The 16,658-nt window shown below is 47.5% G+C and carries 14 protein-coding genes; 8 read left to right on the top strand and 6 right to left on the bottom strand.

What is annotated here, in order from left to right; translation table 11 throughout:
- Positions 1–309: 309 nt before the first annotated feature.
- Positions 310–1,593: a CAP domain-containing protein gene (locus QUB16_RS27805; protein ID WP_333321179.1), complete on the top strand. Its 1,284-nt coding sequence runs from the start codon at positions 310–312 to the stop codon at positions 1,591–1,593.
- A gap of 172 nt (positions 1,594–1,765) precedes the next feature.
- Positions 1,766–2,296 carry an adenylate kinase gene (locus tag QUB16_RS27800; RefSeq protein WP_333321177.1) on the top strand — a complete coding sequence of 177 codons (531 nt, stop codon included), beginning with the start codon at positions 1,766–1,768 and terminating at the stop codon, positions 2,294–2,296.
- Between the two features lie 69 nt (positions 2,297–2,365).
- On the opposite strand, the gene murQ is transcribed toward QUB16_RS27800, so the two are convergent.
- Complete coding sequence (gene murQ, locus QUB16_RS27795; RefSeq protein ID WP_333321175.1) at positions 2,366–3,280, bottom strand: N-acetylmuramic acid 6-phosphate etherase; 915 nt, start codon at positions 3,278–3,280, stop codon at positions 2,366–2,368.
- A gap of 120 nt (positions 3,281–3,400) precedes the next feature.
- Here murQ and QUB16_RS27790 point away from each other — a divergent pair, with 120 nt between their 5' ends.
- The gene (locus QUB16_RS27790) at positions 3,401–3,643 is read left to right on the top strand and encodes a hypothetical protein (protein WP_333321174.1); all 243 of its coding nucleotides are present in this window, start codon (positions 3,401–3,403) and stop codon (positions 3,641–3,643) included.
- Between the two features lie 31 nt (positions 3,644–3,674).
- On the opposite strand, the gene QUB16_RS27785 is transcribed toward QUB16_RS27790, so the two are convergent.
- Positions 3,675–4,049, bottom strand: coding sequence for a DUF3110 domain-containing protein (locus tag QUB16_RS27785; protein WP_333321172.1), 375 nt, complete (start codon positions 4,047–4,049; stop codon positions 3,675–3,677).
- A 497-nt stretch (positions 4,050–4,546) separates the two neighbouring features.
- Between QUB16_RS27785 and QUB16_RS27780 the strand changes: the two genes are divergently transcribed.
- The 3 genes from QUB16_RS27780 (at position 4,547) to QUB16_RS27770 (ending at position 12,839) form a co-directional block, all read left to right on the top strand.
- The gene (locus tag QUB16_RS27780; protein ID WP_333321170.1) at positions 4,547–11,233 is read left to right on the top strand and encodes a translocation/assembly module TamB domain-containing protein; all 6,687 of its coding nucleotides are present in this window, start codon (positions 4,547–4,549) and stop codon (positions 11,231–11,233) included.
- Positions 11,234–11,350: 117 nt separating this feature from the next.
- Positions 11,351–11,716: a hypothetical protein gene (locus tag QUB16_RS27775; RefSeq protein ID WP_333321168.1), complete on the top strand. Its 366-nt coding sequence runs from the start codon at positions 11,351–11,353 to the stop codon at positions 11,714–11,716.
- Between the two features lie 139 nt (positions 11,717–11,855).
- Entirely contained in the window at positions 11,856–12,839 is a 984-nt protein-coding gene (locus QUB16_RS27770; protein ID WP_333321166.1) for an Rpn family recombination-promoting nuclease/putative transposase, read from the top strand.
- Between the two features lie 214 nt (positions 12,840–13,053).
- Here the strand turns inward: QUB16_RS27770 and QUB16_RS27765 are convergent, their stop codons facing one another.
- From QUB16_RS27765 to QUB16_RS27750, 4 genes are all read right to left on the bottom strand, one after another.
- Entirely contained in the window at positions 13,054–13,557 is a 504-nt protein-coding gene (locus tag QUB16_RS27765) for a DUF2243 domain-containing protein (RefSeq protein WP_333321164.1), read from the bottom strand.
- 389 nt (positions 13,558–13,946) lie between these two features.
- Positions 13,947–14,186 carry a hypothetical protein gene (locus tag QUB16_RS27760; RefSeq protein WP_333206913.1) on the bottom strand — a complete coding sequence of 80 codons (240 nt, stop codon included), beginning with the start codon at positions 14,184–14,186 and terminating at the stop codon, positions 13,947–13,949.
- The gene (locus QUB16_RS27755; RefSeq protein ID WP_333321162.1) at positions 14,173–14,469 is read right to left on the bottom strand and encodes a hypothetical protein; all 297 of its coding nucleotides are present in this window, start codon (positions 14,467–14,469) and stop codon (positions 14,173–14,175) included. Before QUB16_RS27755 ends, QUB16_RS27760 begins: the two co-directional genes overlap by 14 nt.
- Entirely contained in the window at positions 14,469–14,768 is a 300-nt protein-coding gene (locus QUB16_RS27750) for a hypothetical protein (RefSeq protein ID WP_333321160.1), read from the bottom strand. Before QUB16_RS27750 ends, QUB16_RS27755 begins: the two co-directional genes overlap by 1 nt.
- Positions 14,769–14,975: 207 nt before the next feature.
- Here QUB16_RS27750 and QUB16_RS27745 point away from each other — a divergent pair, with 207 nt between their 5' ends.
- Positions 14,976–15,104, top strand: coding sequence for a hypothetical protein (locus tag QUB16_RS27745; RefSeq protein WP_333321159.1), 129 nt, complete (start codon positions 14,976–14,978; stop codon positions 15,102–15,104).
- Positions 15,105–15,270: 166 nt separating this feature from the next.
- Positions 15,271–16,494, top strand: coding sequence for a (E)-4-hydroxy-3-methylbut-2-enyl-diphosphate synthase (gene ispG, locus QUB16_RS27740; protein WP_333321157.1), 1,224 nt, complete (start codon positions 15,271–15,273; stop codon positions 16,492–16,494).
- The last annotated feature ends 164 nt before the right edge of the window (positions 16,495–16,658 follow it).

Here is a 16,658-nt window from a genome sequence, read left to right as displayed (position 1 = left end):
CGTCCCCGCTCGCGTATTGTACAATACGCGAGCGGGGACGCTCGCACTGTAAATGCAAAACTGAGATGCTCCCATCGCAAATTCCTTTGAAACTATCCTTAAATTCGAGCGTACTCTTCCCTTTACCAATCATAGCGGGGCTCTTGACATCCACACTTTGACAACAGCTATAATCAAAATAGATACAGCAGCGGCAGGGATTAACACAATTATTGAATTGTGTCCAGCCAGCTAGCGATCGGGGAAACTATCGTTAAGAGGGTAAGTCATCTACCAGCAAAAAAACTCTTAAAACTCGTGAACGTCCCCATGCTTGAACAACTACAAAATTCCGGTTATCAGTCCTCTGACATTTTAATAGGAGAGCGATCGGCCTCTCAAGTAGCACCAAGCCCAACCAATCAAAACTTTATTAATAGAGTTTTAGAACTTACCAACATCGAACGCAGCAAATTGAGTTTGTCCCCGCTAACCTTAAATACTCAGTTACTAAATGCGGCGGCAAATCACAGCCAAAACATGGCACTGCAAGACTTCTTTTCCCATACCGGAAAAGATGGTTCGTCATTAGGAAGTCGGATTTCTGCAACGGGCTATCAATTCTCAGCGGCGGCAGAAAACATTGCTGCGGGCTCTTCTACACCCGAACAAGTTGTATCATCGTGGATGAACAGCAGCGGCCACCGGGCTAACATTCTTAACCCGAATATCAAAGAAATTGGGATTGGTTACTATTTCTTAGCCGACGATACTGGCACAGAAAATTGGAATCACTATTGGACGCAAGTTTTTGCGACTTCTCTTGACGGTAGTGTCAATCCCGCACCGACACCGACACCTACTCCCACACCTACTCCCACACCAAACACTATATCTATTACTTCGCCAATACCCAATGCTACAGGGGACGGCAGCCCGACACAAGCACCCAAAAATACAGCCAGTGGCGGCAATTATTTCCTATCAGATAGTGCCGATACTCAAATACCAACAAATGCTGCGGGATTGCCAATTTTTGCCCTTTCCGGCAAAGACAATATCACGGGGGGAGAAGGTGCTGATAGCATTAATGGAATGCAAGGTGCGGATACAATTAATGGCGCAGGTGGCAATGACAGCTTATCCGGTGGCAAAGAATCCGATTTAATTGATGGCGGTGTTGGCAATGATTTTATCAGCGGCAACAATGATAACGATCGACTAATCGGAGGAGACGGTAACAATACTATTCGCGGCGGCAAAGAAGATGATGTCTTGATTGGCGGTAACGGATCCGATGTGTTGGCGGGCGATCGCGGGCAAGATATTCTGACGGGCGGCGGCGGAAATGATACGTTTATCTTAGCAGGAGGTTTGTCTGCTTCGGCTACTTTAATTGGTGCGGATGTGATTACCGATTTTGTGGCTGGGGATAAAATTGGTTTGACTGACGGTATCGGATTTGCCAATTTGACTTTTGAATCTGTGAGTTTGCAGTTGGATGGAGGTGCAAGTGTCGCTTCTACGGCGATTAAGTCTGGTAGTAATTATTTGGGAATCGTGCAGGGAGTCAGTCAAAGTCAACTTACATCTTCTGTTTTTGTCAACGCCTAAAAAACATCATCTCCAGATTCCCGACTCCTCTAAGAAGTCGGGAATCTAACAACAAGAGCGCTTTACGTTGAATTTTGAGAGGATAATCAGGGGGGCTGTTTAGATAGATTGATTGTTATACTGATTCTATCAAGTCTTGCTACAATTTGCATCATTCCTAAGAGGGGTAAGTATGAAAAAAGTAGCCGTGTTTGGCAACGCTGGAGGCGGTAAATCAACTCTAAGCAAGAGATTATCAGAAATCACTGGTTTGCCACTTTACCCCTTGGATAAGATTCAATATCAATCTGGGGGCGCTGAGGTTCCCAATGAAGAATATAAGCGTATCCATGAGAAAATTTTGGCTACTGACCAATGGATTATAGACGGGTTTGGTTGTATGGAAACCGTCTGGCTTCGACTCAACGAGGCGGATAGTCTGGTTTTTGTCGATCTGCCCTTATACGTGCATTTCTGGTGGGTGACTAAACGGCTAATCACAGGTAGCTTTAGGCTACCAGAAGGCTGGCCTGACAAGAGCCCTATCTTGAAGAGTTCAATTAATAGTTACCGCGTTCTTTGGTTGTGTCACAAGTATTTGACTCCCAGATATCGCGAGTATGTCGATCGCGCCCAAAATACCAAAAGTGTGTATCACATCAGATCCACTGAAGAGATTTCACAATTTTTTGCATCGATATCGCAAATGACAGTTGACAGTTGACAGTTGGCAGTTGGCAGTTGTTAATGACTAATGACTGCTGACTGCTGACTGCTGACTACTGACTACTGACTAATGACCAATCGATGCTACTGCCGATCGCAAATTGCCTTGAAACTCGCCCAAAATGCGATCGCACTCTTCCTTCTCCAAATTAGTCCAGTGCATCATCAAAGCTAATTTTACAGACTTGCCGCTTTTTTCGAGCAAAAAACCCGCTTCATCCCGGTTCAAATCAGTCAAATCTTGCAACATCCGCACAGCCCGATCGCGCAATTTCTTATTAGTAACCGCCACATCAACCATCCGATTGCCGTAAACCTTCCCCAGCTTCACCATTACCCCAGTCGAAATGATATTTAAAGCCATTTTTGTGACTGTACCGGCTTTCAAGCGCGTCGAACCAGCCACTACCTCCGGGCCAACCAACAACCGAATATCAACATCAGCCTCAAAATTCACTTGTTCGACGGGTACGCAGGCCATAAACACAGTCTTCGCCCCCCGCTGGCGTGCCGCCTGCAAAGCGCCCGCGACAAACGGCGTCGTACCTCCAGCCGTAATCCCGACAACTACATCTAGATTATTAATGTGACGGTGGGCGATCGCCTCGGCCCCATCCTCAGCCCGATCCTCCAAATCCTCCGAACTCCGCACCAAAGCCCCCGCACCCCCGGCAATTATGCCCTGTACGAGTTCTGGCGGCGTGCAGAAGGTGGGGGGACACTCGGCCGCATCCAGCACCCCCAAGCGCCCGGAAGTACCCGCACCGACGTAAAACAGGCGGCCTCCTTGACGCAGAGACTCGGCTGCAATGTCGATCGCTTGGGCTAACTGTTCGCGGGCGCGGGCGATCGCGCTTAAGGTTTGGGCGTCTTCCCGGTTGAACAAGTCCACTAATTCGATCGAACTGAGTTGGTCTAAATTCTCGCTGTTGGCATTCACCTGTTCCGTCAGCAGATGGCCCCGTTCTTCCAAATTCTTCATGTTTTTTGATTAGTCATTAGTCATTGGTCATTGGTCATTGGTCATTAGTCATTGTCATTAGTCATTAGGTGTACAAAATAGGGTACGCACTGCCTGCCCGCTGGTGAGCTTGGTGAAGTCGTGACTCAAAGGCTCGAAATTTGCGCTTGCGGGCGATCGGCTAAACTGACATCTTGCAGCAATCTCAATAAGAGGATTTTTCGTGGGATCGGGCGGGTTTATAGAACCTATTTGCAAGCTTTAAGGCTGTTGGCGAACCCGCCCCTACGGCTAATTGAGAATGGTGCAACATCTCAGCTAAATCTACTTCCTTTGAGAGAGGCAATTACCCATTACCCATTACCCATTACCAATAACTGCTGACTAATGACTAATGACTAATGACTAATGACTATTACAAAAGTCCTTCGAGTCGGCGGCGAATCGAATCCAGTTCGTTTTGGGAAACGTCAGAATCCGGCTCCGGCTCTGGCTCCGGCTCCGGCTGCCACTTAGTCTGTGTTACATTGTTTTCTGGCGGAATCTCCAGCGCGCCGGCCGGCACCAGTTCCCAATCATAATCAACATCATCGCAGAACTCCTTAATTTCCTCATCGTCCATCGCCTCGACAGTGGGCTCTGGGAAATCCTGAGCTTCCAACATCACGCCAAAGCGGGTGGCGTCGTCTTCTGACTCAAACATCAGAACTTTATTGCGATCGCCGAGTTGAATGGTATGAATTCCCTCATTCTCGGTGCGGGCATTGAAGAGTAAGACGAACACTCGCATAAGTTTTAAAGACCTTCTTAACCACCGTTTTTTTATCTTAGGAGCGATCGTGCGATTTTAGATTTTAGATTTTAGATTGACTGTCGGTTTTAGGTGGTGTTGCGTGTTTTGATTAAGTTCGGTAAAGGTTTCTGGAGTCTACCCTGGAGGGGGACGTGTTTAGATTTTAGATTTTAGATTTTAGATTTTAGATTGACCACCGAGCCTGCACTAGCGGGATCGAGAGGATTTAGGGGAGTTGGAGGACTTGGTATTAGGTGGTGTTGCGTGTTTTGATTAAGTTTAGTAAAGGTTATTGGACTCTGCCCCGGAGTGGGACGTGAATCTTGAAATTCGATCCTCTGCTGCAAGCAACGCTAACGCCCGATCGGCACTTCCGAGCTCACTTGTGAGTCTACCAAAGGCAGAAGCCACGCTGGCGGATCGCAGAAATTATACCTGTCTAAAATCGGCTGATTCCCTTAATTCCTGAATTCTCTGATTTCTGAGAAACACCCATGACTAACTCGGACGATAACAAAAATCAACTCGCACCCCGTCCCCACCGCCGCTGGTGGCGTCTGCTGCTGCTTAGCGGTACAGGATTGGGCATTATCGCCTTGGTTGGGGCGGCGCTAGGATACCAGTGGGTGCGGGAAAAGTTAGCTCCTTTGGTGGAAACGGAAGTCAGTCAGTTGCTGAAGCGGCCTGTGCAACTCGGACGTTTGGAGGGATTTTCTCTGACAAGTTTGCGATTTGGCCGATCGACTTTACCTGCAACTGCTACCGATCCCGATTACGCCTCTACAGAAGCAGTTAAAGTCAAGTTTTCGGTTTTGCAACTGCTGTTCACCCGCACTCTCAAATTAGATATTACTTTAGTTCAAGCCAACGCTTATATCGAACAGGATGCTCAAGGCCGCTGGGTTAATCTTCCCACAGCAGAGCGGAAATCTCCGGGTTTATTTAAAACTGAAGTTGAAGCAATTCGAGCTGAAAATGCCAGGGCGCTTTTGGTGCCGAGTCCCCCAGTCGGACAGAAAAGTTCGGCTCCGATTTCTGTAAATTTGAAAAATGGCAGTGCTTTATTTCGCGACCAAAATCAGCGCGTTCTCTACGAAGTCAACGGTCAGTTTACTAACCGCGATAATTTTATACTTAAAGCTGATTCTATGTTACCTGCAGCTCAAACTAACCTGCAGTTGCAGGGTCAAAATTTGCCTTTGCCCGACCTCGCTCGCTTGCTAAGACTTTCCAGCATTTCTTTACAAAAAGGTCTTGCTAATGGCAATTTGACCGTGCAAGTGCGAGACAATAAAGTATCGGGAATTACCGGAACGGCTAGTTTTGGAGGAGTGCAAGCGAGTATTCGTCCGCTGAAACAAACTATACAAAATAGCAGCGGCCAGTTGCGGTTTCAGGGAACTAATTTTATTGTCGATAGTCTGGCGGCTAATTACGGTCTAATTCCCCTTAGAATAGCAGGAACAGTTGCAACTGGAACTAATTTTAATTTGGAGAACGCTAGCTTCAATCTAACAACTAACGTGCAACCAGTTGCTTTTGCAAGTGTTGTCAGTGCGGTGGAGACAGAGTTAGGGCAGAAAGTAGTATTACCCGTAGCTGTTGCAGGGGAAGTGAAGGCGGATGCCAAGCTGACTGGAACAGTTGCAATGCCGGTGCTCACAGGTACGATCGCCTCGACAAAACCCGCTACGGTCGATCGACTGCAATTAAATAATATTAGCACTAACTTCAAATTGGAACGCGGGAGAATGGCTCAAACCCCAACTCCCGATTCTCAATCTTCTATTCCCCCGTTTTCCTCTTTAGCTTTGACTTTGAGCGATATTTTGGTAGTGCCGGCGGCGGGGGGTAAACTTGGCGGGAAAGGTCAAGTTGATATTGCTTTGGGAAGTAATAATTCTCCATCTGGTTTGGTGTTTGACTTGCAAGCTGAAAACTTGCCCGCAGATAATCTAGCCAAAATTTACGCTCTCCCCATTCCTGCTACTGTTACAATTGGCAGTGTCTCCGCAAAAGCTCAAATTTTCGGCCCGTTAGACAACATTCAAGCTAGAGTTCAATGGCAAGCACCGCAAGGGACTTTCCCCGCTGCGGGTTCCATTCGAGCCGGAGGAAATTCGGCGGATTTGCAAAATACTGTTGTGAAAATTGGCGACGCTTCTGTTAACGTGGATGCTGCGCTAAAAGACCGTCAATGGCAAGCTTTGAGCGAGGGCAATGGCGTGGATCTCAACAGTTTGCAGCAAGTCCTGCCAGACCTTAATTTGCCTCCTGAACTAGCAGGTGTATTCAGCGGCACCGTCGAAGCTGCGGGCACTCTGGACGATTTGAGTTTAAATGCGATCGCTGCGACGGGCAAAGGAACGCTGAATATTGCTGACAGTATTGTTGATGTTAATGGCGAACTAGAATCTGGTCGTTGGCAAGTTTTTGGCAACACAGAAAAAGTAGCTGTCAATCAATTGATTGATATTGGCTTGCCGTTTTTAACACGGGAAACGACCGCAAATCTAGACAATCTAAAATCCAAAATCGAAAATCTAAAATCGTTAGGCGGACAGCTAGCCGGTGAATTTAAAGTTGCGGGCAATGTTGACGATTTGACGGCGGGCGGAATCAATGTTACTGGCAACGGTAGGCTCAATTTTGCCGACAGCAATGTGAATTTAAACGGAGAATTGGTAGGGGGAAACTGGCAAGCAACAGCAGAAACCGATCGCACTTCCATCAGCCGGTTGGTAGATTTGACACTGCCGATTTTAGATGCGGCTTCAGCATTCAATCCCGAAAATCAGCAATCTGCAAATCTCAACAATCTAAAATCCAAAATCCAAAATCTAAAATCGATTGACGGACTGCTATCGAGTCAATTTACAGCATCGGGAAGTCTTGACAATTTGACTGCTAGCAGCATCAATGCCATCGGCAGCGGCAGACTCAATCTTGCCGGCAGTGATGTTAATTTTAAAGGAGAATTGGCAGCGGGAAACTGGCAAGCAACAGCAGAAACCGATCGCACTTCCATCAAGCGCTTAGGAGATTTAGGATTGCCCCTGTTAGATGTTGGCTTAGCTTTCGCTGCTGACAATCCCCAAACAGTCGCCAACCTCAACAATCTAAAATCCAAAATCCAAAATCTAAAATCGATTGACGGACAAATATCCAATCAAATTCAAGCCAGCGGCAGTCTTGATAATTCAACCGCCGCTGACATAGGCGTCAGCAGCAGCGGCACACTCAATATAGGGGACGGTACTCTTGCTTTTAGAGGTAAATTAGAAGACAGACGCTGGCAAGCTTTCGCCGATGCCGATCGAGTTATTCTCAGTCGCTTAGAACAAACAATCCGCAATCTCCAACTGTTTCCACTAACGGCGACTTTGCCTAAAGGATTTGACGGCAGAGTTAACGGCGAATTCCAAGCAGCGGGCAGTTTGGATAACTTGACAGCGAAGGGAATTAGTGCTAGTGGAGAAGGAGTGATTGTGGTCGATCGACTCGGGGCGATCGATACTACGGCCAAATTAGAAAACGGCAACTTGCAAGCATTGCTGGAAACGAACGGAATTGCCGTCAGTAATTTAGAACAAACCCTCAAACAAACAGGTTTGCTGACAGCGGATTTACCGCCAGAAATTAACGGAACCCTCGACGGCCAAGTCCGCATTTTGGGAACAGTAGATAATCTAACCGCCAACAACATCACCGCCAACGGCGACGGACAAATTCGACTCGCCAACGGCGGAGGAATTGTCAATGCTAAAGGCCGCGCCGAATCGGGGAATTGGCGCGCGTCAATTGAGGGCGAGCAAATTGCTCTAAGTCGCTTCCAGCAAGCCTTTGAGTCGCAGCGACAAAGCTTGCAAGCCCAAGGTGTAGTTTCTGGTTCCCAAAATCTCCCGCAGCTTGGAGGACTGTTTAACGGCAATATCAATTTATCCGGCGCGATTGGGGCGGACACGGGGGCACCGCCCCTACAAAATGTTCGCGCCGGCGGCAGTTTCCGCATCTCGGAATTGCCGTTTTTGAAACAACCTTTTGAGGCAGTATTTAATTGGGATGGCAAACGGGTGGAAATTGAGAACGCCACAACTCCCGGTTTGACAGCAAACGGCTTTGTTAACGTCGAACTCGAAGGTAAAGGAGGGCCGTCAATTTCCAACTTAGATTTGGATGTCAAACTCGCCAACTTTAACCTGGAAGCCTTACCGACTGAACAATTAGCATTTTTGAGACCAATTGGTCTCAAAAATCCTTCAGAGAATAATCTTCCCCTGCGCGGCAATGTAGATTTTACCGGCAGCCTCACCGGAACCCTCGCCGCCCTCAGCTTAGTTGGCGACGTGGAAGTGCGGGATTTAGCAGTAAATCAAGTCGCTTTTGACCCGGTACTGGCGGGGAGTGTGAATGCCGATGCTGGGAAAAGTGTAGATTTGCGTTTGGCCGGTCGCCAAGACAAAATCGAAGTAGCTTTAAATCCATCTTTTCTGCCGACATCTTTCTTAATTCAACGCGGGGAATCTGTGGCTAGGGGCCAAACCGAGGGAGAAACTTTGCGAGTTAATTTAAGCGATTTTCCCCTCGCTGCTTTGAATCTATCACCCGGTAAAGAGGCGGGTTTGGGGCCGATAACTGGTACGGTTTCGGGACAAGTAAATGTGCCCGGTTGGAAGATGCCGTTAAATCCGGCGACTTTGCAAGCAAGCGGACAAATTGCGATCGCCCAACCGGCGATCGGCTACATTAAAGGTGACAGTTTCCAAGCCGAATTTAGCTACGCTAACGGCAGCGCCACTCTCACAAATGGCATATTCCGCCAAGGCAGCGGTCAATACTTAATTTCCGGCAATGTTCAAACAGGCGCCAACCCGCAATTTGCTGGGAAAGTTAACGTCCAGCAAGGTAATTTGCAGCAGGTTTTAACCGCTTTGCAATATTTCAATTTAGGCGACTTGGCTAGAGGCCTAAAACCTCCCGTTTACGGTGACAGTGGCGACGTGCAAACTGTGGCAGTGGGAGAACCAGAATCCCCGCTAATCGAACAGTTGCGCCGTTTGGCAGAAATTGAAATACTTTTGCAGCAGCAGCAAGCAGTAAAATCATCAGAAAGATTGCCTCCATTATCCCAATTGCAAGGCACTTTTGGCGCGGAAATTGCTGTCGCCGGTTCTTTGCAAACAGGTGTGCAAGCTCAATTTAATGTGAAAGGTGATAACTGGCAGTGGGGAGAATATGTCGCTGAAACGTTCAGCCTTGAAGGCAGTTTTCAGGACGGGATTTTAACTGTTTTGCCTTTGGAAATTCGATCGGGCAAAAGTGCGATCGGCTTTTCTGGACAACTCGGACAAAAAGCTCAATCCGGGCAGTTGCGCGTAGAAAATGTGCCCGTCGAAGAGTTAGCAAAACTGGTGGAATTGCCTTTTGTGGATGTCACTGGAAATTTGAATTTGCGGGCGAACTTGGCCGGCAGTTTGGAAAACCCGCAAGCCACTGGGGAATTGAGTTTGCTTGAGGGTACGCTAAACGGAGAACCGATTAAACAAGCCGACGGCAGTTTCAGTTACAGCAATGCCCGCCTGAATTTTGGCGGCAGCGCTTTGGTAACTCAAACCGAACCGATTGAGGTCGCCGGAAGTTTGCCTTTTGAGTTGCCGTTTGCAGCGGTGAAAGCTGACAGCAATCAAATCGATTTGAGGGCGAATTTGCAAAATGAAGGTTTGGCAATTATTAATGTATTGACTCCGCAAGTTGAGTGGGTCAGCGGTCAGGGACAGGTGCAAATTCGCGTGGGAGGGACGCTGCAAGACCCTGTAGCGCAAGGAATTGCGAATTTTGAAAATGCAACCGTCCGCGCGCAAGCCTTCCCAGAACCGCTGACAGGGCTGACTGGGACGATGCGCTTTGAGGGCGATCGTATTCGGGTAGAGGGAATTCGGGGACAGTTGAGTCAGGGAGAAGTTGTCGCCCAGGGCGTGATTCCGCTGTCTGTGCCTTTTGCTGAGGGCGATGTCGATGCGGATAATCCTTTGGCTGTAAATTTAGACAAGTTGGCAGTGAACCTCAGAGGATTGTACAGCGGCGGCGTAGTCGGTCAAGTGCAGGCAAGGGGCACGGCTAGGCGTCCGCAGTTGAGCGGTAATATTGAACTGTACAACGGTGAAGTATTTCTCCGGAGTCCCGGCGGCGGCAGAACTGAGTTAGCTTCTTCCTCTTCTGCTTCCGATTCAGATTCGACATCTTCTGCTTCCCCTGCGACTGAGGTTTCTGATTCCCCTTCTGCTGCGACTTCCCCTTCCCCTTCCCCTTCCCCTTCCCCTTCCCCTTCCTTTGAAGTTGGATTGAACGATTTGCGGCTGAATTTGGACCGGGGAATTCGGGTAACGAGTGCGCCGATATTGAGTTTTCAGGCGACTGGGGGCTTGACGGTGAATGGAACTTTAGATGACCTTCGCCCGGAGGGTACGATTCGGTTGACTTCGGGCTCGGTGAATTTGTTTACGACGCAGTTTAGACTCGATCGAGGATACGCGCAGACTGCTACCTTTATACCAACACAAGGACTCGATCCGACACTGGATGTGAGATTAGCAACTTCGGTGCAGGAGGTAACGCGGTTCCGCACTCCCGGCACATCTGTAGCCTCTGAAATAGCAGACGAACCGACAAGTTTCGGCAATGTGCGGAGTGTCCGAGTTCAAGCGTTAGTGAAGGGAAGGGCTTCTCAGTTGGCGGAAAGTCTGGAGTTAAGGAGTTCTCCGAGTCGATCGTCCACAGAGATTGTAGCGCTGTTGGGCGGCAGTTTCGTGCAGACTTTGGGACAGGGAGACAGTACACTGGCGATCGCAAATTTAGCCGGTGCGGGTTTATTGAACAACCTTCAATCTGCGATTACCAACGCCACAGGATTGAGCGAATTTCGCTTATTTCCCACTCGGATTAGAGGTAACGAAGCACAAACTGCTAGTTCCAGTTCTGGTGCGGGTTCTCTCGGTTTAGGTTTAGAAGTTGGGTTTGACATCACGCGCAATATTTCAGCCTCAATCATTCGAGTTTTGTCAGCAAATCAACCGACAGAATTTACTGTGCGCTATCGATTGAGCGATAAACTTTTACTCAGGAGTTCCAGTAATTTTCAAGGAGACAATCGCGTCACTGCTGAATATGAATTGAGGTTTTAGGCATCAGCCAACAGCCAACAGCCAACAGTTACCAATTTCTAAATAATTTGCTATAATAGTAACAGCAGCAAATTGGTACTGCTAACCCCACACACAAGGTTAGAGGAGTTAAGTCAAATGGCAAACAAACTCCAAGTCAATACACAGTCGATCGGCTACAGCGACTTTTACTGGAACCGCTTTAGTCCGAGAGTTGCGACTATCAGCAGCGTCCGCAACGCCAATCATTGGGAGGGCGGATTCATCACCTATATTGCATTTCCCACAAAAGTAGAAGCTACAGCAGCAATGAAGTATTTGCTATTGCATCAAAAAGCTGCTGATGTCGATATGCGGAAAGCCAAGCGAATGAAAGCAAAAGGCATTCGGTGGGAACTCAAAATTCGGGGTTTAGCTTTTAATGAAGTGCTGAAACTGGCAACAATGGATATAACTGGAAAGCTAGTTATGTCACCTGCAACTACTACTGAAGCCACTGGCTGATAAAAGCATTCAGATAACAGGTTGGGTGGAGACAACAAAACCCAACCCTTCCAATATTGGCCAATATCCATCTTCCTCTCTTTTCTCCTCCTCTGCGTCCTCTGCGCCCTCTGCGGTTAAAAAAAATCCTCTAAAATATATGCGTTTCATCAGCCCCAAAACAGACTTTGCATTCAAAAAAATATTCGCTTCTTCCGAACATCCAGAAATTCTCATCAGCTTCCTAAATGCAATGCTGTATAACGGAGAACCAACAATCCAAGAATTAGAAATCATTGACCCTTATTCAGCCGGCAGCGTTACAGGATTGAAAGACACTTACCTCGATGTCAAAGCCAAGATTACGGGCAACAAAACCGTGATTGTTGAAATGCAGGTACTCAACGTTGCCGCCTTTGAAAAACGGGTAGTGTACAATGCAGCTAAAACTTATTCAACTCAACTCAAAGCTGGAGACGGTTACTTAAGATTAAATCCAGTCATTGCTTTAACCATCACCGATTTTATCTTATTTGAAAACACCGAAAAACTAATCTCTAACTTTGAATTCACAGAAACTGAAGAGAAATTCGTCTATCCCAACTGCGAGTTAAAGTTAGTGTTTGTGGAGTTGCCGAAATTCAAAAAAGAATTGAATGAACTTGAAACTCTGCCGGAAAAATGGATTTACTTTATGAAAAACGCGCCCTCTTTGGAAGCAGTACCAGAGACATTGGAGTCTGTTGAAGAGATTAATACCGCGCTGGAAATTGCCAAACGAGCTAATTTGACTGTCAAAGAAGCGGCAGATTTGGACAAGCGAGAAATGTTTATCCAAGATCAGCTTGGATCTGTAATGAAAGGGATAGAAATTGGTATACAACAAGGACTCGAACAAGGACTCGAACAAGGACTCGAACAAGGAATACAACAGGGGATAGAACAGGGAATCGAAAGGGGTAAAATTGAGGGGGAAATAGGATTAATTATGCGTCAGATCGTGCGGCGGGTGGGTGATGTTACACAGGAAGTTCAAACTCGCATCCAGGGATTATCTGCAGAAAAGTTAGATGATTTGGGAGAGGCTTTGTTGGATTTTAGGAGTCAAGAGGATTTGATTGCGTGGTTGGATGCGGCGGGATGAACTGATGAGTTATATCATGTCCGATCGATTGACCATAATATCCCGGCCGGGCGGGTTTTTGAGATTGTCAATTATTGGCAGATATTGTTGGTGAACCCGCCCCTACCTGATTTCGGGCGAAGCGAAGCGGAGGGAATTGACCGGACAGGATATTAAACTGATAGTCAGGGATTTTTAACGCGGATTTGGTATAATTCCCAATCTCTGCATTCATTTAAACTTTAGTATCTGCGGGAACTTCCCTCTGTACCAGCATCCAACCTAACAGCGCTAAACTAACTCCAAGAATGAGAAATCCTAAATCCCAAGCTAACTCGTTGATACCGGGTTTGACGTGGTGGATTCCCAAAATTTGATGGTCAACAATGCCTTCAACAAAGTCAAACAATCCAGCACCAATTAATATTGAACCGAAAAAAGTTTGAGTTGACAAAGGAACATCTTTGCGCTTCACAGCACTCCACAAACAGAAGATTCCCGCCACTGTTACCAACCAATCCGCAGCGTGAAACAATCCATCTCCGAGGGTATTTAATTCTAAACCGGCAACGGTAGCATCGGTTTTAACGCTGCTAAACATATGGTGCCACTGGAGGAGTTGGTGCAGCACAATGCCGTCAAAAAAGCCGGATTGACCGATACCGAGGAGAATTCCTGCGATAATTAGAGGTCGGCGGTTGTTAACAGGGGTGGCTGGTGAGTTTGTGCGATCGTCCAATGGAAAACCTCAGATTATTTAACTGCTGAGCCTGGGTCTGTGAAGGGATTTGCAAGTACATTTTTTAGTTTTGCTGGGGAGGAGGGGCGATCGCATCATCCGCGAGAGAGATTTCTGGAGTTTATGGGGGCTACAATTAAATCGGTTGAGGATTTGAGATAATTTTCGTGAATTAATTCGGATGATTTATTACGCCTGTAGGGGCGGGTTCACCCTAATTTATCAGACACAACAAAAAATATTGTAAACCCGCCCCCACCCACCGGATTCTCGGTGAATTTCCCCATCTAGTTTAGATTAAATCCGCCAATGAATTCTAGTAATTCATTGGGCGGGGGCGGGTTTATTTAGATTGTTATTGAGCGACATAGATGTTGGTGAACCCGCCCCTACAGAACCTTTGTGTATGCAAATACTGCTTCTACGGCTTTCGGCAATTCTATAGGCACGAAATATGCGACAGGATACAAATAATCTTCACCTGATTCATCAATAACTCGGATAAATTGATGTTCCGCAGCGCGATTATCGGGTATGATTCGATAGATTTTTCGCACTTCCAAGGATGCTTGATAGTCTTGATTGTTAATGCAAACTACAAATTGTGTTTCTAAGTTAAACTTCAACATATTTGCATAAAGTAGTCTGTTCAGAAGCAGTTGCCTCTGTCAACAAAATCGTCCCCTCAGTTGTCAATTCCCATCTATCGCGAGGCGAACCTGTTTCTACATATCGCTGAACCAAGCCATCAGCAGCCAGTTTTTTTAAGACAACCATCATGTCAGGTTCTCGCGGTACATCTCTACGGGAAAGTGCATTCGCGAGTTCGTACCAACTCCACTTTCCTTGACCTTTAGCTACTAATTCCAGCAGCACTAATTCAAGCTGGGTTAATTGAGTTAGGTTTTTCATCAAAATTCCTCTACGCTCGGATGAAATAAAACGCCGAATCCTTGTTTTAATTTATAATCTTCAAGAGTAGCTGTGTGAGCATTGTTCCCAAGTTCATAAGCCTGATCCGGGTCGGCTGGTTGTCCAGTTGGGTAGCCAAGCTTTTTATACCTGAGATACTCGCGTAACTCGTGAGTATAAAAGCGTAAATCAACAGGCTCAGCTACAAGGGTCTGGGTGGTGATACCTCTTAACCTTTCAACCATTCTTAGCTCAGCTTCACCAACGGGATTAAATCTGCGAACATGAGCTTCAACCAAGGCAACGCCTTTATCAGTAATTTTAACATTTTGATAAGATAAGTTGAGAATCTTGCCGCCAGCTTTTGAGGGATTGAAAGGTCTGCCACTTGTTGCACCTTTTTCTATCCTTTTATTCTATTGACCTTAATCTACTGGCATAAGTGTTTGAGACTCAAAACTATCTAGATATTTTTGCCAGTCGGCGATCGCCCACAATAATTTTAAATGGTACCTGAAATTTATCAACTGTTAAACAAGCCCCCGGATTCATCTGTGGAATGGGCCTCTTGCCCGCCCGGAATGTTAAATTTTAATACTAAAAAATCGATCGCCCGATCGCTCAAAACTACATAATGTGAGTTACAAGTTCGTAGGCGTAAGCCGGGGCGTAGCCATCGTACTTCTATCAAAAATCCTAAATCCCAAAACCTCATTGCCCAAACAGACCCTTTCTATGGCAACCTAAAAAACAGCAGACACAATTTTATAAACTCTAATTACAGAACACTAGCAACCAGTTATGCAAACTCTGCCGAACCCCACTAAAACCGCATCTAGCCAACCCACCTTCGACACCACCATCAAACGCCGCAAAACCCGGCCAGTCAAAGTCGGTAGCGTCACCATCGGCGGCGGCAACCCCGTCGTCGTACAGTCGATGATTAACGAAGACACCCTCGACATCGACGGTTCAGTCGCCGGAATTCGGCGCTTGCACGAGATTGGCTGCGAAATCGTCCGCGTCACCGTGCCCAGCATGGCCCACGCCAAAGCTTTAGCCGAAATCAAGCAAAAACTGCACGCCACCTACCAACCCGTGCCCCTCGTGGCCGATGTCCACCACAACGGCATGAAAATTGCCCTCGAAGTGGCCAAACACGTAGACAAAGTGAGAATCAATCCGGGACTTTACGTGTTCGAGAAGCCGAAAGCCGACAGAACCGAATACACCGACGCCGAATTCGCCGAAATTGGCGAAAAAATCCGCGAAACCCTGGAACCTCTGGTGATTTCCCTGCGCGACCAAGGCAAAGCTTTGCGAATCGGCGTTAATCACGGTTCCCTGGCCGAACGGATGCTGTTTACCTACGGCGACACCCCCGAAGGCATGGTAGAATCGGCCCTGGAATTCATCAAAATTTGCGAATCCCTCGACTTCCGAAATATCGTAATTTCCCTGAAAGCCTCCCGCGCGCCCGTGATGGTGGCTGCTTACCGCTTGATGGCGCACCGGATGGACGAACTCGGCATGGATTACCCGCTGCATTTGGGCGTCACGGAAGCAGGAGACGGCGAATACGGCCGCATCAAATCCACCGCAGGCCTGGCACCTTTGTTAGCTGACGGCATCGGCGACACCATCCGCGTCTCGCTGACAGAGGCCCCAGAAAAGGAGATTCCCGTCTGCTACAGCATTCTGCAAGCCTTGGGACTGCGGAAAACGATGGTTGAGTATGTCGCTTGTCCTTCCTGCGGTCGCACTTTGTTTAATTTAGAGGAAGTGTTACACCAAGTGAGAGAGGCGACCAAGCATCTCACGGGTTTGGACATAGCAGTAATGGGCTGTATTGTCAATGGACCGGGAGAAATGGCTGATGCTGATTACGGCTATGTCGGGAAGCAACCGGGTTATATCTCGCTGTACCGGGGCCGGGAAGAAATTAAGAAAGTCCCGGAAGACCGAGGTGTGGCAGAATTGATTGACTTGATTAAATCGGACGATCGCTGGGTTGAACCAGAGTAGGCTTTGCTGGATTTAGTTTTGAAGTTTGGGGGCGGGCTCTTCGGCCCACCCCACAAGAGTTTGTTGTGGCACAGGCATCTTGCCTGTGGCGGGCTCTTCGGCCCACCCCACAAGAGTTTGTTGTGGCACAGGCATCTTGCCTGTGGCGGGCTCTTCGGCCCACC

It is taken from the genome of Microcoleus sp. D3_18a_C4 (assembly GCF_036702415.1).
Taxonomy (GTDB): Bacteria; Cyanobacteriota; Cyanobacteriia; order Cyanobacteriales; family Microcoleaceae; genus Microcoleus.
The sequence above is the reverse complement of the archived record's forward strand: the minus strand, read 5'-3'. Positions and strand labels throughout refer to the sequence as shown.